20 protein-coding genes are annotated in these 22,110 nt (G+C 68.5%); 8 read left to right on the top strand and 12 right to left on the bottom strand.

Translation table 11 applies throughout. The features are described 5' to 3' along the window. Positions 1-171: 171 nt before the first annotated feature. Positions 172-1,659, bottom strand: a complete 1,488-nt coding sequence (locus ACGFH8_RS02500) for a serine/threonine-protein kinase (protein ID WP_393362275.1) — start codon at positions 1,657-1,659, stop codon at positions 172-174. 581 nt (positions 1,660-2,240) lie between these two features. Here ACGFH8_RS02500 and ACGFH8_RS02495 point away from each other — a divergent pair. Continuing rightward, positions 2,241-3,803: a family 43 glycosylhydrolase gene (locus ACGFH8_RS02495; RefSeq protein WP_393362272.1), complete on the top strand. Its 1,563-nt coding sequence runs from the start codon at positions 2,241-2,243 to the stop codon at positions 3,801-3,803. Positions 3,804-3,884: 81 nt separating this feature from the next. Here the strand turns inward: ACGFH8_RS02495 and ACGFH8_RS02490 are convergent, their stop codons facing one another. From ACGFH8_RS02490 to ACGFH8_RS02475, 4 genes are all read right to left on the bottom strand, one after another. After that, on the bottom strand, positions 3,885-6,860 hold the full coding sequence (locus tag ACGFH8_RS02490; protein WP_393362269.1) for an immunoglobulin-like domain-containing protein: 2,976 nt from the start codon (positions 6,858-6,860) through the stop codon (positions 3,885-3,887). A gap of 135 nt (positions 6,861-6,995) precedes the next feature. Beyond that, positions 6,996-7,565, bottom strand: coding sequence for a hypothetical protein (locus tag ACGFH8_RS02485; protein ID WP_393362266.1), 570 nt, complete (start codon positions 7,563-7,565; stop codon positions 6,996-6,998). A 57-nt stretch (positions 7,566-7,622) separates the two neighbouring features. Then, a complete protein-coding gene (locus ACGFH8_RS02480; protein WP_393362263.1) occupies positions 7,623-8,279 on the bottom strand; it encodes a response regulator in 657 nt (218 codons plus the stop codon). Continuing rightward, a complete protein-coding gene (locus ACGFH8_RS02475; protein ID WP_393362260.1) occupies positions 8,276-9,361 on the bottom strand; it encodes a sensor histidine kinase in 1,086 nt (361 codons plus the stop codon). The genes ACGFH8_RS02480 and ACGFH8_RS02475 overlap by 4 nt, the downstream gene beginning before the upstream one ends. 313 nt (positions 9,362-9,674) lie before the next feature. Here ACGFH8_RS02475 and ACGFH8_RS02470 point away from each other — a divergent pair, with 313 nt between their 5' ends. Both ACGFH8_RS02470 and ACGFH8_RS02465 read left to right on the top strand, forming a co-directional pair. Beyond that, positions 9,675-10,394: a transcriptional regulator gene (locus ACGFH8_RS02470; RefSeq protein WP_393362257.1), complete on the top strand. Its 720-nt coding sequence runs from the start codon at positions 9,675-9,677 to the stop codon at positions 10,392-10,394. Positions 10,395-10,565: 171 nt separating this feature from the next. Continuing rightward, on the top strand, positions 10,566-11,576 hold the full coding sequence (locus ACGFH8_RS02465; protein WP_393362254.1) for a mechanosensitive ion channel family protein: 1,011 nt from the start codon (positions 10,566-10,568) through the stop codon (positions 11,574-11,576). Between the two features lie 3 nt (positions 11,577-11,579). Here the strand turns inward: ACGFH8_RS02465 and ACGFH8_RS02460 are convergent, their stop codons facing one another. The 4 genes from ACGFH8_RS02460 to ACGFH8_RS02445 form a co-directional block, all read right to left on the bottom strand. Then, positions 11,580-12,404: a hypothetical protein gene (locus ACGFH8_RS02460; RefSeq protein WP_393362251.1), complete on the bottom strand. Its 825-nt coding sequence runs from the start codon at positions 12,402-12,404 to the stop codon at positions 11,580-11,582. 167 nt (positions 12,405-12,571) lie between these two features. Next, positions 12,572-12,979: a DUF2267 domain-containing protein gene (locus ACGFH8_RS02455; protein WP_393362248.1), complete on the bottom strand. Its 408-nt coding sequence runs from the start codon at positions 12,977-12,979 to the stop codon at positions 12,572-12,574. A 73-nt stretch (positions 12,980-13,052) separates the two neighbouring features. Next, entirely contained in the window at positions 13,053-13,733 is a 681-nt protein-coding gene (locus ACGFH8_RS02450; protein WP_393362245.1) for a TMEM175 family protein, read from the bottom strand. Positions 13,734-13,854: 121 nt separating this feature from the next. Beyond that, positions 13,855-14,436 (bottom strand): type 1 glutamine amidotransferase domain-containing protein, encoded by a 582-nt coding sequence (locus ACGFH8_RS02445; RefSeq protein ID WP_393362242.1) that lies wholly within the window; start codon positions 14,434-14,436, stop codon positions 13,855-13,857. A 231-nt stretch (positions 14,437-14,667) separates the two neighbouring features. Here ACGFH8_RS02445 and ACGFH8_RS02440 point away from each other — a divergent pair, with 231 nt between their 5' ends. The 3 genes from ACGFH8_RS02440 to ACGFH8_RS02430 all read left to right on the top strand — a co-directional run bounded on the left by ACGFH8_RS02440 (position 14,668) and on the right by ACGFH8_RS02430 (position 17,325). Further along, entirely contained in the window at positions 14,668-15,510 is an 843-nt protein-coding gene (locus tag ACGFH8_RS02440; protein ID WP_393362239.1) for an aldo/keto reductase, read from the top strand. A 154-nt stretch (positions 15,511-15,664) separates the two neighbouring features. Next, positions 15,665-16,153, top strand: coding sequence for a hypothetical protein (locus ACGFH8_RS02435; protein ID WP_393362236.1), 489 nt, complete (start codon positions 15,665-15,667; stop codon positions 16,151-16,153). Then, entirely contained in the window at positions 16,150-17,325 is a 1,176-nt protein-coding gene (locus tag ACGFH8_RS02430; RefSeq protein ID WP_393362233.1) for a zinc-dependent alcohol dehydrogenase, read from the top strand. Before ACGFH8_RS02435 ends, ACGFH8_RS02430 begins: the two co-directional genes overlap by 4 nt. Before the next feature lie 155 nt (positions 17,326-17,480). Here ACGFH8_RS02430 and ACGFH8_RS02425 read toward each other — a convergent pair whose 3' ends face one another. Next, entirely contained in the window at positions 17,481-18,917 is a 1,437-nt protein-coding gene (locus ACGFH8_RS02425; RefSeq protein WP_393362231.1) for a DHA2 family efflux MFS transporter permease subunit, read from the bottom strand. Positions 18,918-19,010: 93 nt separating this feature from the next. Between ACGFH8_RS02425 and ACGFH8_RS02420 the strand changes: the two genes are divergently transcribed. Further along, positions 19,011-19,610: a TetR/AcrR family transcriptional regulator gene (locus tag ACGFH8_RS02420; protein ID WP_393362228.1), complete on the top strand. Its 600-nt coding sequence runs from the start codon at positions 19,011-19,013 to the stop codon at positions 19,608-19,610. 107 nt (positions 19,611-19,717) lie between these two features. Here the strand turns inward: ACGFH8_RS02420 and ACGFH8_RS02415 are convergent, their stop codons facing one another. Next, the gene (locus ACGFH8_RS02415) at positions 19,718-20,212 is read right to left on the bottom strand and encodes a hypothetical protein (protein WP_393362225.1); all 495 of its coding nucleotides are present in this window, start codon (positions 20,210-20,212) and stop codon (positions 19,718-19,720) included. Between the two features lie 96 nt (positions 20,213-20,308). Between ACGFH8_RS02415 and ACGFH8_RS02410 the strand changes: the two genes are divergently transcribed. After that, positions 20,309-21,055, top strand: coding sequence for a CbrC family protein (locus tag ACGFH8_RS02410; protein WP_393362222.1), 747 nt, complete (start codon positions 20,309-20,311; stop codon positions 21,053-21,055). A 64-nt stretch (positions 21,056-21,119) separates the two neighbouring features. On the opposite strand, the gene ACGFH8_RS02405 is transcribed toward ACGFH8_RS02410, so the two are convergent. Continuing rightward, positions 21,120-22,100, bottom strand: a complete 981-nt coding sequence (locus tag ACGFH8_RS02405; protein WP_393362219.1) for an aldo/keto reductase — start codon at positions 22,098-22,100, stop codon at positions 21,120-21,122. Positions 22,101-22,110 lie beyond the last annotated feature (10 nt).

Genomic DNA, 22,110 nt, shown 5'->3' with positions numbered 1-22,110 from the left:
TCGTCGGTCACCCGGGAGGGCGAACATGGCCGACACGTAGATGTGATTAACCGGCAACATGGGCACTGAGTCAAGGATTTAGACTGATCTATCTTACGACGAAGCCTGAAATTCCATCAATCCCGACAAAAGCCTCAACAAAGGTAGGATGAAAGGCCGCACCGGGCGCGTTCACTGGCGGCTCTCCTTGATCTTCGGCAACGGCGTGCCGTTGTCGCACCGCGCCTTGATCTCGCTCTTGTTGTCCGTGGACAGCAGCACCACGCGGATCTCCTTGGTAGGACCCGATTCGTACTCCGTGACTCGGTAGCCGGAGGCAGGAGCGACGTTCGCAACGTGAGCCTGGCCGCCGGTGCAGAGCACGGTCACCAAGCCACCGAGTGCCCGAACGGGGCTGCCCGGCTTCGCGGCCGCCGGTGCCGGTGCGGCAGTGGCCGTCATCTGCTCGCCGCTCCGTGGCGCGGTAGGGGGAGTGGTCGACGACCCGGCTCCGACAGGTGCAGCCGGCCCAGCCGGAGCGGCGAACGTTCGGCTTGGCCGTGAAGGTGGTGCGGGCTCCGCGGAGGTCTGCCGGGGAGTGGGTGCCTCAGTGGCAGGCGCATCGGCGGCGCCCGGTGGGGTGGCACCGTGTCGAGAGGCGGCCCCGTCCGACCTGCCGTCGACAGCCGAGAAGTGGGGGAGGAGGAGCCAGATGATCCCTGCCGTCACCATCAGAGCGGGGATCGACAACGAGCCGAGGAGGCGGCGACGCCGGCCGGTGGAGGAACTGGCGGTGGCCGAGGCCGGTACGAGCGGGACGGGCACCTGCTGCGCCGTTCGTGCCACCTGCCGCTCGGCGTCGTCGCTCAGACCGTGCAGGGCCGTCGCCACCTCCCTGGCGTCCGGCCGGTCAGCGGGATCCCGGGCGAGGCAACGGTCGAGGAGACGATGAGCCTCGGCTGACACTCCCGCAATGTCCGGCAGTGGTGCCGGATCGACGTACACGTGCGCATCCAACATCTGCGTGGGGGTCTCCGCCGACCAGGGCAGCTCGTTGGTGAGCGCTCGGTACAGCAACAGTCCGAGCGCGTACACGTCGGAGGCAGGCAGGACGGTGCCACCGGTGAGCCGTTCCGGCGCAAGGTAGGCCGCGGTGCCCAACAGTTTCCCGTCCGCCTCCAGCTCCGGCCGACCGACGGTGGCGGCCAGACCGAAGTCGACAACCTTCACGCCAGCGGGTGTCAGCATCACGTTTGACGGTTTGATGTCCCGGTGCACCAGATTGCGATCATGCGCGGCGGCCAGCGCCTCGGCGACCTGCGCGCACGTCCGCATCGCTGCGGGCGGCGGCAGGGGACCGGCGGCAAGTCGCTGAGACAGGGTCTGGCCGGGCAACAGTTCCATCACCACGTACGACACCTGACGCCCAGCGGCATCGGTGTGTTCGCCGAAGTCGTACACGCTCGTCACGTGGGGGTGCCAGAGGCCCGCCGCGGCCCTGGCCTCCGCATGGATGCGTTGTCGTGCGCCCTGGGCGGCAGCTTGCGCGCCGGCCAGGACCTTGACGGCCACCGCGCGTTCGAGGACCCGGTCCCACGCCCGCCAGACGACCGACATGCCACCGGCGCCGAGACGGCTCTCGACCTGATACCTGTCGCCCAACAGATCACCGACGATCACTGGGACAGCTTGCCAGAGCGGACTCGTCGTGGCATGGCGACCTGCTCCGACGCGTGTCACAAACCGTCCTGCACCACCCTGCTCGACACCATGATCAGTCTTGTCGCATCGCATTGATGCTCTTGACACGCTCCAAATAGCACCGTTAACATCACCGAAACGTTGTTAGCGCTAACAGCCGCCGGTCGCTGATTCGCGCCGGACGAGACCGAGTCGATGGGCGTGTGCGCGGGAAGCCCATCTGGTCGAGCGGAAATCCTTCTCCCATCCTTCGTGATCAGCGTCGAACGATGCCTCACCTCCAGCAATTAACCACGCCAGTCGGGCTGTTCGTAAATCGGACTGCCCGTTGTCAGCGCTAAATGCGCCCAGACGGAAGGTGGCAATTAATGGTTATCGAGAGGGCCGCCGGCAATCGACGTCGAGGGTTAGCGGCTATTGGCCTTGCTCTCGTGGTAGGAGTGGGCGTGGGTCAACTGACGCCTATCGTGTCGGCCTCGGCGGAGAAACCCGCGCCGCCGGCGGCACCCGGCGCCGGGGCTCACACCCCGTCCGCCAAGGTGCCACTGGCCGGTGTCGACATGTCTCAGACGTACGTCAACCCGATCAATCTGCCCGGGATGGCCGTGCGCAACATCGTCGGAACGATGCCGCCTACGGACCAGAATGTCGCAGACACTTCGCAGATCCCGGCCAGCCTGGACCTGGAGACGTGGACGGCGGCGTCCGGGCGGACTCTCGCGAGCCGATCCACCGCCGGGTTCAGCAGGATTTCCGAGAACTCCGCACGGACCGGGGCGGACTGGTCCGCGCTGAACGTCGACGGGACCATCTACCTCTACGCATCAGGCGCCATGCAGAACGCGCCGAACAACAACCGCACTGTCTGGTCCACCACCGACTACCTCACGTGGACGCCCCACCAGATGAACCTCGGCCTGGTCGCACCAACAGTCGTGCAGCTCGGCGACACGTTCTACATGGCCGGCAACAACACGCCTGTCTATCAGGCGGACTCGCCCACCGGGCCGTGGACCAGCATGGGAAGTTTCCTGCGCCCGAACGGCCAGACCCTGAGCGTCGGCGACGTGCAGTTCTTCCCGGACACGGACGGTCGGCTGTACCTGACGTACAACATCGGCTCGCCGATCATGGGCGCCGAACTCGACCCGAACAATCCTCGGCAACTCCTCAGCGACCCGGTCGTGCTGTGGACCTTCGACCCGCGCCAGGAGTGGCAGCACATCGGTGACAACAAGGCGACCTACACCCATGGGTACGTGGAGGGTTCGCAGCTGTTCAAGGTGGGGGACACGTACTACCTGTCGGTCGCGTCCGGCGGCACGGAGTTCACCACGTACGCGACAGGTGTGATGACGTCGAAGAAGCCACTGTCCGGGTTCAAGGTCACCCAGCAGAACCCGATCGGCTACGGAAACAACCACCCGAGTGCGGTATATCCGAACGCCGGGCACGGCAGTTTCGTCGTCGACAAGTCCGGCAACCTGGTGTTCTTCTACACCTATGTCATCGCGTACGAGGAGTTCTTCGAGCGGCGACTGGGGATGGACATCTGCACCGTGAATCCCGCCGGTCCGAAACGGGGAGCGATCGATTGCGAGTTGTCCAACACCCCGCAACTGGCCCCGGGGAAGAAGATCTCGGGCAGGGACGACACCGGACTCTACAATGTCGCCACCAACAGCCAGGCGTACTGGGCAAGCAGCTATGCGCCCGGGCGCAACCCGTACTACGGAAGCGACCGCTCCCTCTCCACCTGGTGGGAGCCGGCTGACGGCGACACCGCGCCCACGTACATCAGGGGCTTCGGGACCGTCTTCCACATCTCCGCCGCACAGATCCAGTGGAAGGAACTCGGACGCGCGTTCACCAAGGACAACGCGGTGCGGTACACGCTGGAGTACAAGGACATCCCCACCAACACGTGGCGGCCCCTGGTCGACAGGAGTACGAACTCCACCGCGTACACGGCTGACTACGTCACCTTCGACCGGGTGCTCACGAACGCGGTCCGACTGAAGGTCCTGGGTACGACCGAGAACGTCAAGGTCGGAGTCCACGAACTGAACGTTTTCGGGGAGAACTACAACCTGGCCGTCGAGAAGGGCATGCTCACTCGATAGTCCGGTCGCTGGGCCGTGCGGTAGGAGCGGGCGAGATCAACAGACCTCGCCCGCTCCTACCTGTGCCGCATCTCCGCACGCCTAGGGGTGCCGGTGTGGCTTCCGTACCGTCAATTTCTGGGAATCGGCGGCATGGGGCTGGTAGGTCGGGTTGCCGGAGTAGGCAACGTGGACCCGGTAGGACCCGGGCTGCAGATCGGCGGTCGGCAGCTCGACGACGGCCCTACCGTCCGCAAGTGGCACGACGTGCACGGTGCCGCCGAAGGTGACGGTGACCTCGCCGGTGGGGGTCGGAGCGTGGTGCTTGCGCCCGCCCGGCTCAACTGTCACGTTCAATCTGAACGTGTCCCCGCGGACAACCGATGCCGGCGCGGCCTTCGCCTGGACCTTGACGGCGGTCGGGCCGGAGGGCACCCCGAACGATGCCGTACCCGCCGACGCCAACAGGTAGTCGAAGCCGAGGTACTCGGCCTTTACCGTCCGGGCACCCGCCGGCAGACCTGTCGGCAGCGTGACCGTCGCTGCGCCGTCGGTCAGGTGGACGAGCGTCGACCACGAGCCGATGCTGAGCCGCACCTGACCGCCGGTCTCGAACCCGTCGGCCGCCGTGACTGTCACGGTTGCCGTGGTCGTCTGGGCGCCGTTCGCGTACGGCTCGACCGCCACCTCGGTGGTGGTCGTGACGTCGCTGTTCGGGATTCCGCGGATGTCGTTCCACTCGCGAACGGTCAGCGGGATCACGGTGCCGTGACGCGGACGGACGACACCCGCGTTGGTCATCGTGATCGCCTTGGCGTTCCAGGTCGGGGCCTCGATGTTCTCGTGACACGCGGCCTGGTATCCGCCACCGTTCGTGTACCGGTCACCCCAGAGGTAGAACTGGCCGGGGCAGGAGGTGTCACCGGGGTTCGCCTTGAAGATGACAGGTCCCTCGTACCCCTGGTTGGCGACCCACGTCGTGCGACCCAGAGCCGGCGCGACCAACGTCCAGTTGTCGATGTCGCTGTCCAGGAAGTCCGTGTGCTTCTCCGAGAAGATGTCCGAGCCCTGGTTGCCGGCCTCGTTCTTGGTCACCCGGTAGTAGTGGTCGCCGACCCGGATCGCGGTCGTGTCGATCCGCGACAACGGGGCCGGATCCTGCCAGACCTGGGGAGCGGAGAACGTCTGGAAGTCTCGCGTCGTGGCGTACCACATCTGCGCGTTGCCCTGACCGGTGCGGTTCACGGGGTCGCTCCACAGCGACTGCGCCCAGAACACGACGTAGGCGCCGATCTCCTCGACCCACAGCGACTCTGGCGCGAAGGCGTTGCCCGCGTTGTCGGGCGCGACCTTCACGTGCCGCTGAGGGGTCCAGTTGACCAGATCGTGCGACTCGAACACCTCGATGTACTGGGTGTCGTTGATCGCGTATCCGCCCTGGTCGTACCAGTTCAGGTCGGTGGCGATCATATAGAAGGTGTCGCCGTCGGGTGAGCGGACGATGTGCGGGTCACGAAGCCCCTGGTCGCCCAGTTGGGAGATGAGCGACGGCCGACCTCCGGTCAGACCGGTCCAGTCCAGGGCGGTGTTTCCATTGGATGTGGCGAACATGATCTGCTCGCCGTCGGCAATTCCCTCGCCCTTGAAGTACCCCATGAAGTACCGCTCGTACTCCTCGGACCGCGGCAGGGCCGCGATGGTCACCGGGAACGACTTCTTCTGCGAAGCCGTACCCCTGGTGATGGTCGCCGTCAGGGTGGCGGCGACATCCTCGTGGCCGAAGGCCGGGCGGCTGACCGCACCCGTCGGGGTGACGAGGCCGGTGGTCGACGTCCAGGTGATCGTGGATCCGAACTCGCCCCTGGCGGCGAGGTCGAGGTTTCCGCGTACCTCGTCGGTGGCGTCCAGGGTCAGGTCGAAGGCGTCCCGGTCGACCGCCTGCGCATCGTCGAACTCGGCCTTCACCACGACGGGGATCTCCCGAGTGGTGACCTCCTGGGCGCCCTTGCGGACAGTCGCCGTGAGGGTGGCTGTCGAGTCGGGCTGTCCCCGCGCGGGCCGGGTGATCCTGCCGGTCACCGCGACCTTGCGTGCGCTGGGGAGGGCTGGCGGGGCGTCGACCTCGACGACCGACGGGTCCGAACTCGTCCAGGTGAGGGTCGAGCCCGCCACGGAGCCCACCTTGGGCAGAACGACATCGCGTACGACCGCACTGGTCCGGCCGAGGTCGATGGCCGCGGCGTCGGCGCGGACCCCAGCGGAGACGGTCTTCTCCGCCAGGACGAGTGTCTCGTCGAGACCCACCGCCCGGTCGTAGACGCGGAAGTCCCGGATCGTTCCACGGAACGAGTAGTGGCCCGACGTCTGCGAGCGACCGAGGAAGTTGCAGTTGGTCCCCGCCGCGTTCACCGACGGCGCCGTGGTCAGGTCGGCCGACGTCGCGTGCAGCACGCCGTCGAGGTAGAGCCTGCCGGTCCAGCTCGTGCCGTTCGAGTTCAGTGACTGGGTGTAGGTGACATGAGTCCACGCTCCCTCGAGCATGCGGACCCGGTTCTGTTGGAGGTTCGCCGGGCCCACCGCGACGCGGAACCGCTGGGTGTTCGACGCGAAGATGGAGCCCTCGGCGCCGGTGTCGACGTCGCACGAGCCGGACTTGCGGCCGAAGCCCCACATCTGGTGCTCGCCGACGTTTGCCGGGTCGACCCACACGTCATAGTCGACGGTGAGGTTGGACATGCCCGCGGTGATGTCGTTCGGCAGTGCCACGTATGCGCCGTCGAGGGCGCTCTCGTAGGAGTCGGGGTTGAGCCGGACTCCTTCGCCGGTCAGGGCCGCCTTCTCGGGATGCACGAGCGTGGCGTTCGCCGCCGCGCCCGCGCTACCCGAGTTGACGAGCGTCGTCCCACTGGTCTCGTCGAGGGCGAAGTGGTGCACCAGACCCTCGTCGAGCTGCTCCTCGGCGGCGTGCGAGGGCGTCGCCGCGAACGAGACCGACAGAAGCGCACCCAGTGCCAGGACCGCGACACCTCTACCCTTGCGACTCAGCCCGAGACGTGGCCTTCGCTGTCGCAGTCTCAACTGATCCTCCTCGATCGTGGTGGCGGTTCCTCTGACGTGGACGGAATTGATAACGCTAACTACGGCGTGCTGCCTGGTCAACGGAGTCCGCTGCGACCCGAGGGCACATACGTGGCGCGGCGAGCGGCCGGACCGCTACCGGGGAACGACAGCCTGCTCCCCGGCCGACGAGTCACGCGTCATCGACCGCAGCCCCAGGTAGAGGAACGGCAGCAGCAGGAACAGGTCCGCCAGGTGCGCGATGGACGCCTCCCGGGTGATGCGGCTCAGCGGGAACACGACCGCGCCCAGGCTGACCATGATTCCGACCGGAAGTGGCGCCGCGCGCACCCTGGCCAGCACGAGGCCCAGGACGAAAAGGCTGACGGGAAACAGCGGTCCGCACGTCCAGTACACCGCGAACGCGGCGAACGGGTGCTCACCAAGGCGTTCGACCGCTTCGGCGTGGGAGACGGCGAACAGTCCCTCGTGAATACTCTGTACGCCGTAGGCCACCCCGCCGATCGCACCGAACACCGTTGCCGGCAACCCGACCGCGACGTACTTCGGCGTGGTGGGCCGCAGCCGCTCGAACAACCCGATCAGCCCGATGAGCCAGCACGCGCTCGACAACACGATGATCGTGCCGGCGGTGACGCCTTGAGTGTCGTTCTGCCAGAAGAAGCCGGCGAGCAGATTCAACGCCGGACCCAAGATAAGAAACATGACCGGAACGCTACGAGCGGCGTACCCGTACCGGATCTGCCATCGGTGGGCCTCGGCCTACCGCGGTCGCGGTAGGCCGACAAGCCCGCTGCGGTACGCGAACACGACCAGCTGTGCCCGATCGCGGGCCCCGAGCTTCGTCATCGCCCGGTTGGTGTGGGTCTTCGCCGTGGCCGGGCTCATCCGCAGCCGGTCCGCCACCTCCACCGTCGACAGGCCGTCGGCGACGAGGCCGACCACCTCCCGCTCCCGCGAGGTCAGGCTGTCGAGGCCCGGTACTGGAGGACCGCTGGCGAAGGCGGCGATGAGCCGTCTGGTCACGGCGGGCGCCAGCAGCGCGTCACCGGCGGCGACCACGCGTACGGCTCTGCGCAGTTCGTCCGGCTCCAGATCCTTGAGCAGGAACCCGCTCGCGCCGGCCTGCAGCGCCGCGAAGACGTACTCGTCCAACTCGAAGGTGGTCAGCAGCACAACGCGTACGTTGGGCAACCTGGCATCGGCGAGGATGCGCCGGGCGGCCGTCAATCCGTCGGTGCCCGGCATCCGGATGTCCATCAACACGACGTCCGGCCGGTGCGCCCGGGTGAGAGCGATCGCCTCCTCCCCATCGGTTGCCTCCGCGACAACCTCGATGTCCGGCGCCCGCTCCAGCAGGACCCGGAAGCCCGCGCGGACGAGGGTCTGGTCGTCGGCCAGCAGGACTCGGATCGTCATACCGGCAGCCACCCCCGCACCTCGAAGCCTCCCCCGTCGGCCGGTCCCGCTCGAAGCCACCCGCCCAGCCCGCCGGCGCGCTCGGCCATGCCACGCAGCCCGTTGCCGGCTACCGGGACGCCGCCCCGCCCGTTGTCACGCACCGTCACCGACAGTCCGTCGGGGCGGTATCCGACACGCACCTCGATCTGGGCCGCACCGGCGTGCCGCAACGCGTTCGTCACCGCCTCTTGAACGATGCGGTAGGCGGTGGTTTCCACGGCCCGCGGCAACGCGCGCGGCTCGCCGTCGCAGGTCACGACCGCACCTGTCGACTCGGCGAGCGCGGGCAGCCGATCGAGCGTGGGCGTCGGCGGCTCCGGCCCGGCCGCCGGGGTGCCGTCGCGCAGCACGCCCACCGCCGCGCGTAACTCCACCATCGCCTCGCGGCTGGCCCGGCGTACCTCGCGCAGCGCGGTCCGGGCCTGGGCGGGATCCTCGTCCAGCACGTCGGCCGCGACGCCCGCCTGCACCGACACCACGGCCAAGGTGTGCGCCGTGACGTCGTGAAGCTCCCGCGCGATGCGGATACGCTCCTCGACGACCCGCTGCTCGGCGGCCCGACTCTGGTCGGCCGCCAGCAACGCCAGCTGGGTCCGGCGCCCGCGCACCACCTCGCCGAGCAGCAACGCCGCCACGAACACCACAGTCGAGCTGTCCAGCGACGCGTCGAACGGCCTCGCGCCGGTCACCGCCACCCGCCCCTGGGCATCCAGGAGCACGAACAGGGCCGCGACGACGAGACCCACGCGCTGCCGCGACGCCGCACCGACGGCGTACAGCGCCACCCACGCGGGCACCGCCGGCGCGCCACCCGGGTAGTGGAAGATGTGGTAGGCCAGGTAGAGCCCGCCCACGATGATCAGCACACCGACCGGCCACCGCCGTCGAGCGGGCAGCACGAACACCATCGCGGCGGCGACACCGTACGCCCACAGGTCCGGCGCTCGGTCACCCAGCGCCACCGGCGTCGTCGCGAGCCGGTACGCGGTCAGCACGCCCACGGCCGCCACGATCATCGTCTCCACGACCCAACGCCGCATACCGCCAGACTGTACGGACCGCCGGACCCGTCGACATACCACGAACGTCGTATCCGCCTCGCGTGAGCCGGTACCCGCAGCCCCTGCGCGACCTGCGGTGCGGTCACCCGCCGATCGACGGGCGCGGTGTGGGGAAGTCCGGCGGCGCCCGCGTACTAGGTTGGGTGCTGCCGAGGGCCTTTGTCGGCGAGGTTCGGGGGAACCGTACGGGGGGATGCCGCCTTGACTGTCAGCCGCAACAGGGTTGACCTTGCCGAGTTCCTGCGAAGCCGGCGGGAGCGCATCTCGCCGGCACACGTCGGTCTTCCGGTCGGTGCTCGACGCGATAGCGCGGGTGCTGCAGTTGACCGACGACGAGCGCACCCACCTCTACAACCAGGCGCGTCAACGGCCCGGGGTGCGGCGTCGGCCCCGGCCCGAGCAGCTCCGGCCCGCGGTCCGGACGATGATCGAGGCCTTCGGCCGGGTCCCCGCGCTGGTGATCGACCGCCGGGCCGACGTGTTGGCGTGGAATCGACTGGGCCACGCCCTGCTCGCCGGCCACCTGCCCTTCCTGGCACCGCGCAGCGAACGCGAGCGGCCCAACCTCGGCAGGTTGGTCTTTCTCGACCCGCACATGCGTGACCTCTACGTCGACTGGCGGGGCAAGGCCCGGGACGCGGTGGCGTACCTGCGGATATCGGCGGCCCGCTATCCGCACGACAGCCGACTGACCGAGCTGATCGGCGCCCTGACGGTGCTCAGCCCGGAATTCGGCGGCCTCTGGGCGGCCCACCCCGTCCGGGAGTGCGCCCACTCGGTACGGGAGTACCGGCACCCTCTGGTGGGGTCACTGCGCCTTCGGGACGAGTTGTTGTGGCTGCCCGACGACGAAGGCCAGCAAATGGTGATCTACGGGCCCGACGCCGACGACCCGCCTACCGCTGCGGCGTTGGCCCTGCTCGCCGACTTGACCATCGAGCAGGCGCAGGCGGGTGGACCGGACGCGGGCGCCGCGGCCGGGACCGCCGGTCGCCGCCTGCTGGCCACGTGAGCCGTCGTCGCGTGCGCCGCCGGACCGTCCGGGTCCTGGGCCGCATGGGGATGAGCAGGGGTTGTTCGCCGATGTCGGCCGCCTGCCACGGGACGGGGTGGCACCCTGGGCACGTGGACTGGGCAGTGAGCCGGGGGAATCTGGCCTCGGGGTTACGGTGAACGGCCTCTGATGCGTACCGCGTTGATCGTGGTAGCCGCGTTGGCGGCGGCGGTGGTCGTGGACCTGATCTCCGGCGTGCTGGTCCGTCATGTGGCCCGTGGCCGTTACCGGTGGTTGCTGGAGCCGCTGCGGCATGCCTGCCGCCGTCCGGCGGCAGCGGTGCTGATGGCGGGGGCGCTGTACTACGCGCTGCCGTTGGGTCCGGCTGGGTGGCAGGATCATCTGCGGCACCCCGTTCTGGTGGCTCTGGTCGCATCCGGGGCATGGCTCGTGATCAAGGCATTGCACGTCGCCGAGGCGGTCGCGTTCAGTCGACTGCCGGACGGCGTGGTCGCCAGCCGGCGGGTCCGGCGGGCCCGGACGCAGATCCGTCCCGTGCGGCGGCTCACCGTCGCCGTGATCACGATTGTCGCGATCGGCCTGATCCTGATCACCTTCCGGCCGGTCCGCCTCTTCGGCGTCTCCGTGTTGACGTCGGCGGGGGTGGTCGGGGCGTTGATCGGCCTGTCGGCCCGTACCGCGCTCGGCAACGCGTTCGCCGGTGTCCAGATCGCCTTCGCCGACGGTCTGCACGTCGGCGACGTGCTGGTGATCGACGGCGAATGGGGCCGGGTTGAGGAGGTGAAGCTGACAAACGTGGTGATCCGGCTCTGGGACGAGCGGATGCTCATCCTGCCGACCACGTACTTCACCGAGCGGCCGTTCCAGAACTGGACCCGGAACGAGTCTCGGGTCCTCGGCAAGGTGCAGATTCACGTCGACCACACCGCCGACCTGGACGACCTGCGCCGGGAGACGCGCCGGCTGGTCGAGTCCTCGCCGCTGTGGGATCGCGGCCAGTGGGTGCTCCAGATGGTCGACTCCACCCCGCAGACGGTGGTCATCGAGGTCCAGGCCTCGGCTGCCGACGGCGCCAGCGCCTGGGACCTGCGCTGTGACCTGCGCGAGGGACTGATCTGCTACCTGCGCGACAGTCATCCCCAGTGGCTGCCCCGCACCCGAAGCCAGTATCAGCCCTGACCTTCACTGCGGCTGCTGTCCCCGCGGTCCTGCCAGCCGCGTCGTGACCTGCCTCAGTGGCTGACTGCTGTCGACGGTCTTCTTCATTCGTCGCCACGCCGCTCGGGCCGGAGTCCCGCCCAGCACCCTGCCGAGACCCTCCGCGCCGCCGCCAGCCGTCGTCCCGCTGGTCTGAGCCAGTTGCTGGGTGGTCTGTCCGAGTTGTTGACCGACCTGCTGGGCGGCCTGCTGCAGCGTCTGCGACAGCGGGCCACCGGGCCCCAGCGCCTCCTGCGCTGTCTGCCCCACCTGGTCCACGGCCTTGCCCACCGTCTTCACCACCGACTCGATGAGCTGAGGGTTGCGCTCGATCACGCGGAGGGCGCTGTCCAGAATGCCCCGTATCTCATCGAGCCGAACCTCGAGCATCGCCTCGGCCTCGACGCCCTTGATATCGATCTTTACCGTGCCGAGATGCGCCTGAACGCCCACGTCGAGCTGGAGCAGGCCACCCAGCCGGGCTCGCAGAGAAACAGAGGCGTCCAGATCGTCGACCTCGACGTAGATCTGTTCGATCTTGACCTGTGGAATCTGGAGGACGACGTCCGGGTCTGACATCGTCTTGCTGCTGTGCCCGCCAGTCGGCTGAGGAAGGCCGTGCTCACCACTCGTCGGGACGACGCGGCGTTCGCCGAGCGTGGCACCTGTTGGCCCTCTGGCGGCGTCGAGGTTCTGGCCCCGACCGGCGGATTCCGCGCCTTCCTCGGCATCGCGCTGCCGATCAACCTGCTCACGCGGGTGCGCGGGCAACTCCCGTGCGCCCGTGTCCCGGCTCTCCGGTTCGGTCATCCCGCACTCCTCGGGCCTCGCCCAACGTCCGGACCGAATGGAGTCCACCATCGGAATGCGGCTCCGATCCTCGGCCCGTCCCCCTCGGGGCCGGTCGCGATCTACCCGTGCACCAACGCGTCAAACGGCACAGGGCCGCACCCAAGAAGACGGCGGATGGGTGTGGCCTAGGTGCCGATCCGGCGGGGCTGGAGCTGTCCCGACCCGGGCCCGGTCAGCTGCCAGAACTCCTGCGGCAACTGGTCGACAAAGTCGCCATACTCCTTTGCGCTGGCAGCCTCACGGAGGGTATCCATGACGGCCCGTGCTCCGTCCGTGGCCACCTGGCGATCCACCCCTGCCCGAGACTGCACCCGTTCCAGGAACTCGGTGAGACCGAACCGTTCCGGATCTTCGGTGGGTCTGGACACCAGGCCTCGTAGCTCCTCGGGGAGCTGGGAGGCGAGGTCCCTTGCCTGGCCACCAGTGATCCTTCGTGCCACCGTCTCGAGCGTGGCACGGGTGATCGGTTCCGCCTGCCCCGGTGAAACCTCGGGTCGTGCTGCCACAGACTGAATGAACTCGCTGTAGTTCACCTCGGATCCCCTCTCGAAACGGATTGCGGCGGGTTCCCGCCGCCGCCCGGGTGAAACAGCCACTCGCCCGCCCTCAGGGTGATGGCGGAGGGCGGTGGGCGATTCGCCGGGTCACCCGCAACTGGTACAGGCCGGCGCTGGTGAGGGCATAGAAGACGGGCAGGAAGAGGAAGATGACCAGGCCGATCAGGGGTGCCACCAGGTAGCCGATCATCCCCGCGAGGAGGTACAGGACGACCCCGGCAAGGGCCCGGAACCGCTCGCCGTGGAAGAAGCTGCCCTTGACCTGCTCCTTCAGCAGATCAGGGTGCCTGGCCAGGTAGTGGTAGAACGCCAACCACGTCGCGCACAGCAACGCGCCGATGAGCGCGTAGAAGGCGATGGCCACCCGCTGGTCCGCGTTGTTGTGCTCCTGCAGCGCGTGCGATACGACGACCGTTGGAAACGGCAGCAGCGCCGTGCTGAACAGGACGAGCAGGTTCGTCCAGTGCAGCCCACGATCGACCTGCCGAATGCGGTTGAACGCCGCCTTGTGGTTGAGCCAGACGACGGCCACGTACGAGTAGGACGCGAGATAGGCGACGTACGACGGCCACTGGCTGAGCAAGCCGGACAGGAGGTGACCAGGCGGGACGTCCGGTATCCCGAGGTCCAGGACGAGCAGCGTGATGATGATGGCGAAGATCGCATCGCTGAACGCCACGGCACGGCTGGTGTCCGATCGGGTGCCGAGGTCTGTGTCTGGCCCGCTCACCGATCTCGCCTACCCAGGGTCGTCTGCGGCAAACAGGTCGCACCGGCGGCGCAGTCCAGGTCACAGGCGTCGCCACGGGCTCAGGGCCGGCCGCCTCATCCTCCGGCCCCGAGCACCGGCGTCAGGCCGTCGACATCTGGCGGACGTTTTCACCCTGGGTGAACTCCTCGACCATCTTCGCGCAGAAGGCTGGTAGGTCGCTCGGGTTGCGGCTGGTGACGAGGCCGTTGTCGACCTGCACCTGTTGGTCGACCCAGGTCCCGCCGGCGTTGCGGATGTCGGTGCGCAGGCTGGGGAACGAGGTGAGGGTCCGGCCGTCGACCATGCCGGTCTCGACCAACGACCAGGGGCCGTGGCAGATCGCCGCCACCGGCTTCTGCTGTTGGAAGAACGCCCGGACGAAGTCCATGGCCTGCGGGTTCATCCGGAGCCGGTCGGGGTTGACCGTCCCGCCCGGCAGCAACAGGGCGTCGTAGTCGGCCGCATCGGCGTCGTTCACGGTCCGATCCACCCGATAGCGGTTGGCCGGGTCGATGTCCTGGTTCATCGACTGGATCTCGCCGGCCTGCAACGAGATCAGGTGGACCTCTGCTCCGGCCTGCTCCGCGGCGGCTCGGGACTGGGCGTACTCCACGTCCTCCACTCCGTCGGCGGCGAGGCAAGCGACTCGCTTGCCGGTCAGTGGCTGCTGGCTCTGCGCCATCTCTGCGGCCTCCCCCTTCGCGGCACCGCCCCGTCGGCGGCGCGTCGCTGGATCGCGGTGGTCTTCCCGGTGCGGGAACCGGCAAACTGGGCAGCGAAGTCCGATCAAGGGCGGATAATCCGGGCCTGCGCAGCGACTGCCTGCGGGGAGTGGGCCGCGCTACCCGCGCGTGTTACCCCTCGCGACGGGTAACCCAGACCACCTATCCCACTGTTACCCGGAGAGGTCGACATGACGCTGCCTGCCGACGCGATCGAGCTACCGTCCGGCCAGACCATGCCCGTGCTCGGGCAGGGAACGTGGTATCTCGGCGAGAACCCGGCAAGGCGGCAGGACGAGCTGGCCGCCCTGCGTACCGGGCTCGACCTGGGCATGACCTTGATCGACACGGCGGAGATGTACGGTGACGGCGCTTCCGAGGAACTCGTCGGCGAGGCGATCGCCGGACGACGCGCCGACGTCTTTCTGGTCGACAAGGTGCTGCCATCAAACGCCAGCCGGCGGGGAACCGTGCAGGCCTGCCGCCGCAGCCTGCAACGACTCGGCGTCGACCACATCGATCTCTACCTGCTGCACTGGCGCGGCGCGCATCCACTCGCGGAGACGATCGAGGCGTTCGCCGAACTCGTCGACGCCGGTGAGATCGGGCAGTGGGGCGTGAGTAACTTCGATCTTTCGGACATGACCGACCTCTTTGAGGCCGGGGGAGGCGCCTGCGCGACGAATCAGATCCTGTACAACCTCACCCGCCGTGGTCCCGAGTACGACCTCCTACCGTGGCTACGCGAGCACCACATTCCGGTGATGGCGTACTCGCCGATCGAGCAGGGTCGACTGCTCGGCCACCCCCAGGTGGCGGAGGTCGCCGCCCGGCACGAGGCCACGCCAGCTCAGGTCGCGCTGGCCTGGCTGCTACGGCAGGAGATGGTCGCGGCCATCCCAAGGTCGTCCAAGCCCGAACACACCCGCGAGAACGCGGAAGCACGCGACGTGCAGCTGGCCGAGGAGGACTTGGCGGCACTCGACACGGCGTTCCCGCCCCCGGCGGACCCGCAACCGCTGGAGATGTTGTAGGGCCAACGGCCGCTCCGGCGGGAGCCACGGAAAGCAGATCCCGTTGAGTGCCAGAAGCGCCCCGCGCCGGTCGCCCTTTATGAAAGGGTTTGCTGTGGAAGGTCGCCAATTATCGACGGCACGTACACGAGTGGATGAAGCGATAGGGGCGGACATGAGGTGGCTGATCGGCGGAGCGGTCGTGGTTGCCGGCGGGATGGTCGCGCGGCGGCTGCTCGGCGGGACTGACCAGGGTGGTGGCCACTGGCAACAGGGTCAGGCACGGAGGCGCGAGCCGGGGTGGCACATCGCGACGGTGAACCGACAAGCCAATGACGTCGCTCCCGGCGGGCGGCTCCCCGAGCCGCTGGCCGGGCTTGGCGACGCCGTCGAGGTCCAGGTCCGGCCCGCCGCCGGCGGCCGGGGGACAGAGATCGCGGTACGGCTGCGCGATGGTTCCCGACTGCCTGTTGCGGCCGTCGCTCGACGGGTCACCGGCCGGGATCCGGAGCAGGCGATCCGGGCTGCGCTGCGAGAGTCGAAGCAGCTCATCGAGACCGGTGAGGTCCTGCACCCGGACTATCCACCCACCACCCAGCCGACTCCGATGAACAAGCCACTGCGGATGGCCACCCAACAGGGTCGGCGGGAGGGACGACTGTGAAGGCGCTGGTCTGGGAGGGAGCCAACGAGCTCGCGGTGCGGCAGGTTCCGGACCCGCAGATCCGCAACGAGCAGGACGCCATTGTCCGGGTCCGTCGGACGGTGACCTGCGGTTCGGACCTGCACCTGCTCGGCGGGTACATCCCGTTCATGGAACGCGGCGATGTCCTCGGGCACGAGTTCCTCGGCGACATCGTCGAGGTCGGCCCGCAGGTACGCAACCACAAGGTAGGCGACCGCGTCGTCGTCTGTTCGTTCGTCTCCTGCGGCAAGTGCTGGTACTGCCAGCAACAACAGTTCTCGCTGTGCGACAACGGCAACACGAACCCGATGATCACCGAGAACGTCTGGGGCGCCGCGCCCGGAGGCTGCTACGGCTACTCCCACGCACTCGGTGGCTTCGCCGGCAGCCACGCCGAATACATCCGCGTCCCCTACGCCGACCAGGGCGCCTTCACCGTCCCGGACGGGGTGAGCGACGAGCGCGCGCTGTTCGCCTCCGACGCCGCGCCGACCGGCTGGATGGGCGCCGACCTCGCCGGAGTCAAACCGGGCGATGTCGTGGCGGTCTGGGGCGCCGGTGGGGTAGGGCAGATGGCGGCCCGCGCCGCCGTGCTGCTCGGTGCCGATCGGGTGATCGTGATCGACCGACTCGACAACCGGCTCCAGATGGCCCAGACCCATCTCGGCGTCGAGACGCTGAACTACGAACAGCAGGACGTCAGCGGCGAATTGCTGGAACGCAGTGGCGGCCGAGGCCCGGACGTCTGCATCGAGGCTGTCGGCATGGAATCGCACAGCAGCGGTCCGCAATTCCTGTACGACCAGGTCAAACAGCAGCTGCGCATCGAGTCCGACCGCCCGATCGCCGCCCGGGAGGCGATCTACAACTGCCGCAAGGGCGGCAGCGTATTCATCCTGGGCGTGTTCGCCGGCCTGGTGGACAAGTTCCCCCTCGGAGCGATCATGAACAAGGGGCTGACACTGCGCGGCGCACAGCAACACGGACAACGCTACATTCCCATGCTGCTGGAACGGATGGCCCGCGGCGAACTCGTCACCGAACATCTCGCGACACACACCATGACGTTGGAGGAAGCTCCGCGCGGCTACGAGATGTTCAAACAGAAAATCGACGGATGCGTACGAGCCGTCTTCCAGCCCACCAGCTGATCGGGCCTACACCCACTGATCCTCCACTGTGGCAATACCACCGTGGTCACGGTGCCCTCGTAGCGGAGCCCGAGCGCCCGGCTCAGTGGGTTTTCGGGCGGGTCGGTGTGCCAGTGTCGTCGCACCGTTGTCCGTCAGCGCTCTCCGCTCAGTGTTCAGTTGTCGACCGGGCTGGTTCGGGGTAGCCAAAGGGCGAGTACGGCACCGAGGGCGACCACGGCCGCGCCCACCGCGACCGCTGGCCTCAGGCCGTCCACGAAGGTTGTGCCGGTGGCGTACCCGCCGTGGGCGGCGAAGACCGAGGCGAGCACGGCGACTCCGACGGCTACGCCGAGTTCGCGGACCGAGTTGTTGGTGCCGGAGGCGACGCCGCGGGCGCCTTCCGGCACACTGGCCATGGTCGCGGTGCTGATCGGGGCGAAGGTCAGTCCCATCCCGATGCCAGCCAGGGCCAATGGCACGGCGAGCACTCCGTAGGCGACGTCGGCCGTACTGACCAGGGCGATCCAGCCAAGTGCGATGGCGAGGGCGCCCTGACCGGCGACGATCAGGGTGCGGACACCGAGCCTGCCCACCAGGAGCCCGGCCAGCGGGGCAACCACCATCGGCGCCATGGTCCATGGCATCGTGCGTATCCCTGCCTCCAGTGGACTCAGTCCCTGCACCACCTGGAAGAACTGGGCGAGCAGAAACACCGAGCCGAAGACGCCGACCGAGAACGTGAACGCCACCGCGTTGACGAGGCTGAAGGTGCGGGAGCGGAAGAGCCGCAGCGGCAGCATCGGGGTCGAGGTTCGCCGCTCCCACCAGAGGAAGCCGCAGATCAGCGCGGTGCCTCCGACCAGCGCCGCCACCACCCCGGGCGAGGTCCACCCGTGCTCCTCGCCGTGCACCACGGCCCAGACCAGGGCCAGCACGCCACCGGTGGAAAGGCCCAGGCCGGGCGGATCCAGCCGGGACGACGGGCCACGTGATTCGCGCAGGGTGATCGCGGCCAGTCCGATGGCGAGCAGTCCGACCGGTACGTTGAGCCAAAAGATCCACGTCCAGTCCAGCCCTTCGACCACCGCTCCGCCGACCAGTGGGCCGACAGCGACACCGAGACCGCTGATTCCGCCCCAGATTCCGATGGCGGCGTTGCGGAGCCGCTCGGGGACGGCGGCGGCGAGCAGGGTGAGCGACAGCGGCAGCACGGCCGCTCCGGCCGCTCCCTGGACTGCCCGGGCGGCGATGAGCATCCACGGTTCGGTGGCCAGGGCGCAGGTGGCGGACGCCAACGTGAACAGGCCGATGCCGGCGAGGAAGAGCCGACGACGGCCGATCCGATCGCCGAGCGCGGCGGCGGTGAGCAGCAACGCGGCGAAGGGAAGCGTGTACGCGTTGACGAACCACTGAAGGTCGGTCAGGGAGGCGCCGAGTTCCGTCCTGATCACCGGCAGTGCCGTCGTCACGACGAGATTGTCCAAGGTGACCATGAACATCGGCACGCCGACGGCGGCGAGCACCGCAGCCAGGGATGGGCCGGCGGGCCGGTCGGGCGGGCCGGGAGGAAGTATGGCGGCGCTCTCCGTGACGGCGTCTGCACCGGGCATCAGGGACTCCTTGTTGTTATCGGATGATAACTAGGCTCCAGTGAAAGTAGCTATCGACTGATAACCTGTCAACGTCCCTCTGAAGGAGCACCGATGACCAGGACCCGGCTGACCGCCAGCGAGCGCGGCGAACAACTGGTGGCCGCGGCGGTCAAGGCGTTCGCCGCCGCCGGTTACGCCGGCACCACCACCGATGACGTGGCTCGGCTGGCCGGCGTCTCGCAGCCGTACGTGGTCCGGTTGTTCGGCTCCAAGCAGCGACTGTTCATTGCCACGGTCGAGCACGCCGCCGGCCGGATCGAGCAGGCGTTCCAGCGGGCGGCCGAACGGCAGAAGGACCTGACGAGCCTGGCCACCGCCTACGAGGAACTACTGGCCGAGCACGACCTGCTCGCCGTGCTGCTGCACGGGTACGCGGCCAGCTCCGACCCGACGATCGGTTCCGCCGTCCGCGCCTGCTTCGGCCGGATCTACCAGCTGGTCCGGGACCTGACCGGGGCGACCGCCGAGGAGACCCGCGAGTTCCTCGCCACCGGGATGCTGCTCACCGTGATGGCGTCGATCCGTGTCATCGGAACGGACGCGGTTGCGCCGGAACCGTGGATGTCGGAGATCGCCGCGACTATCTACAAGCCCGCCCCGGAAAGCGGATCCGGGCCTGACGGCGAGGCGGCGAAGCAAGCCGGCAGGTAGTGGCGGGTGGCGAGAGGCGCCGACCCGGGTGCCGCGGGCCGCGTGGACATGCGAATCGGCGGTGACCGTCCGGGTGACGGTCACCGCCGATCGCGTGGTCGAACCGGTCAGGCGGCTGAGCAGGCGGCGTCCAGCTCCTTGATGGCAGCTTCCAGGGCCTTCTTGCTGGGCTTGGCGTCGGCGTCCTTGTTGTACGCGTCGCTCAGGCCCATCATCTCGTTCTGGATCTTCTCGGACGCGGCGCTGACTGCCTGGTTGGCACCCATCGCGTGCGCCAGGATCGCGACCGAGCCGGCGGCCCACTGGGCACTGACCGCGAAGTGCCCGGCTGGCGGGCCGATCTTCTCGGCTTTAGTGATCTTGGCCGCGTTGTCCTTGATGTCCTTCTTGATGTCGGCGCAGGCCTTCACTGTGACCGCGTCGTTGGCCGCGGCGGCGCTGGTCGCGGTGGTGGCCGCCGCACCGCCGGTCGGGGCGGCGCTCGAGGCCACCGGGGACGGCGATGGTGCGGTGCCCTCAGTCTTGGGCTGCGGATCGCAGCCGGACATCGCGATCGCCGCCGCGACGGCCAGGCCACTCAGGACGAGTCGAGCTCGGTTCATCGATGTTTCCCCCATGATCTTCATGTTCGGCGCACGCTACCAGCCCCGGTCGATCGGGTGGGAGCAGTTAATGGGCCGACGAGGATCGAGCCCCAGGTGTCCGCTGGTGACGCCCTAGGATCGGCGGGTGCTAAGGCCTTTTTCAAAGAACTGGCCGGCCTGCGGCGGGCCCGGACGACGACCTGCGGCGTTGCGGCTTCGCCCGGATACAACACCGGTATCCGAACGAAGCCGCGCCTTGCCGGATCGCCGTCCGGACTCCGCCTCGGCTCGGCCGCCCTTATGAAAAAGGCCTTAGCTGACGAGGAAGGTCTTCCGCGGTTTCCTTATCACCCGGATCCGGTCGGGACGGGTTCGATCGTGGCCGCCGAGGTGGTGTGCGCGTGCTGCGGACGGCGGCGGCCGTTCACGTATGTCGGCCCGGTCTACGCGGTGGAAAAGTTGGCCAGAGCGCTGTGTCCGTGGTGCATCGCGGACGGCCGGGCGGCGGCGATATTCGACGCGCAGTTCACCGACGCGAGCTGGCGGGTTCCGGACGACGTGCCTGCCGGCGTGACCGAGGTGGTTCTCCGCCGGACGCCCGGCTTTGTGGGGTGGCAGCAGGAGCGGTGGTTGCACCATTGCCGAGACGCGGCGGAGTTTCATGGCTCGGTCGGGGCGGACGAGTTGGCTGACTTTCCGGACGCGCTGGAACACCTTCGGCGGGAGCAGGCCGGGTCTGGCTGGTCGGCCGAGGACAGGGACTGGTATCTACGAGCGCTGAGCAAGGACGGCCCGGTCACCGCGTATCTCTTCCGTTGCCGGCACTGTGGCAGTCACCTCGCGTACTCGGACTCGACCTGACCGCCCGTTCTCTGTCGCGAGGGCTCCGGCCTGCAACCAACCCACGTCTTGCCGCCGATCCGATTCAGCGGCGCGCCAGCGGTGGCTGCTCCGGATAGCGGCCGCCGGCCGCGGCGCCGGGCGGTGTGGCCGCGTCGATCGCGTTCAGCTCGGCCTCGGTCAGCTCGACGTCGACTGCCTGGGCATTTTCCGTGAGGTAGCGACGTCGCTTGGTGCCCGGGATCGGCACCACGTCAGGGCCGCGGCTGAGCACCCAAGCGAGTGCCAGCTGGGCGGCGGTGACGCCCTTGGCGGTGGCCAACTCGCGCACCCGCGCCACCAGCTCCATGTTGTGCCGCAGATTGTCGCCCTGGAAACGGGGCGTACCGCGCCGGTAGTCGTCGGCTTCCAGCTGGGTGAGGTCGGTGATCGCGCCGGTCAGCAGCCCTCGCCCGAGCGGGCAGTACGCCACCAGCCCGATGCCCAGCTCGCGCAGGGTGGGCAGCAGTTCGGTCTCCGGCTCCCTGCTGAACAGCGAGTATTCATACTGTCCGGCGGTCACCGGGTGCACAGCGTGCGCCCGGCGCACCAGGTCCGCCGGGGCCTCGGAAATGCCGAGGTGGCGCACCTTGCCGGCCGCGACGAGCTCGGCCAGCGCGCCCCAGGTCTCCTCAATGGGCACCTGTGGATCGACGCGGTGCTGGTAGTACAGGTCGATGTGGTCCACGCCGAGCCGGCGCAGCGACGCGTCGCAGGCCCGGCGCACGTAGTCAGGACGACCGTTGATGCCGAAATAGCCATCCTCGGGCCGGCGTTCCACGCCGAACTTCGTGGCGATCACCGCGTGCTCGCGGCGGCCGGCGACGGCCTTGCCGACCAGTTCCTCGTTGGTGAACGGGCCGTACATGTCGGCGGTGTCGAGCAGGGTGACGCCGAGCTCCAGCGCCCGGTGGACCGTGGCGATCGACTCGACGTCGTCGCGGTCACCGTAGAAATCGCTCATGCCCATGCAGCCGAGGCCGAGAGCGGAGGTGGTCAGGTTCTGGCCGAGCACACGGTCACGCATCGCGGGGGTT

The organism is Micromonospora sp. NPDC049175, assembly GCF_043197345.1.
Classification (GTDB): domain Bacteria; phylum Actinomycetota; class Actinomycetes; order Mycobacteriales; family Micromonosporaceae; genus Micromonospora.
The sequence above is the reverse complement of the archived record's forward strand: the minus strand, read 5'-3'. Positions and strand labels throughout refer to the sequence as shown.

Coding starts and splice junctions, on each gene's coding strand:
- ACGFH8_RS02495 (WP_393362272.1), top strand. CDS start 2,241: ATGTCTCAGACGTACGTCAACCCGATCAATCTGCCCGGGATGGCCGTG.
- ACGFH8_RS02485 (WP_393362266.1), bottom strand. CDS start 7,565: ATGTTTCTTATCTTGGGTCCGGCGTTGAATCTGCTCGCCGGCTTCTTC.
- ACGFH8_RS02480 (WP_393362263.1), bottom strand. CDS start 8,279: ATGACGATCCGAGTCCTGCTGGCCGACGACCAGACCCTCGTCCGCGCG.
- ACGFH8_RS02475 (WP_393362260.1), bottom strand. CDS start 9,361: ATGCGGCGTTGGGTCGTGGAGACGATGATCGTGGCGGCCGTGGGCGTG.
- ACGFH8_RS02465 (WP_393362254.1), top strand. CDS start 10,566: ATGCGTACCGCGTTGATCGTGGTAGCCGCGTTGGCGGCGGCGGTGGTC.
- ACGFH8_RS02460 (WP_393362251.1), bottom strand. CDS start 12,404: ATGACCGAACCGGAGAGCCGGGACACGGGCGCACGGGAGTTGCCCGCG.
- ACGFH8_RS02445 (WP_393362242.1), bottom strand. CDS start 14,436: ATGGCGCAGAGCCAGCAGCCACTGACCGGCAAGCGAGTCGCTTGCCTC.
- ACGFH8_RS02440 (WP_393362239.1), top strand. CDS start 14,668: ATGACGCTGCCTGCCGACGCGATCGAGCTACCGTCCGGCCAGACCATG.
- ACGFH8_RS02435 (WP_393362236.1), top strand. CDS start 15,665: ATGAGGTGGCTGATCGGCGGAGCGGTCGTGGTTGCCGGCGGGATGGTC.
- ACGFH8_RS02425 (WP_393362231.1), bottom strand. CDS start 18,917: ATGCCCGGTGCAGACGCCGTCACGGAGAGCGCCGCCATACTTCCTCCC.
- ACGFH8_RS02420 (WP_393362228.1), top strand. CDS start 19,011: ATGACCAGGACCCGGCTGACCGCCAGCGAGCGCGGCGAACAACTGGTG.
- ACGFH8_RS02415 (WP_393362225.1), bottom strand. CDS start 20,212: ATGAACCGAGCTCGACTCGTCCTGAGTGGCCTGGCCGTCGCGGCGGCG.
- ACGFH8_RS02405 (WP_393362219.1), bottom strand. CDS start 22,100: ATGCGTGACCGTGTGCTCGGCCAGAACCTGACCACCTCCGCTCTCGGC.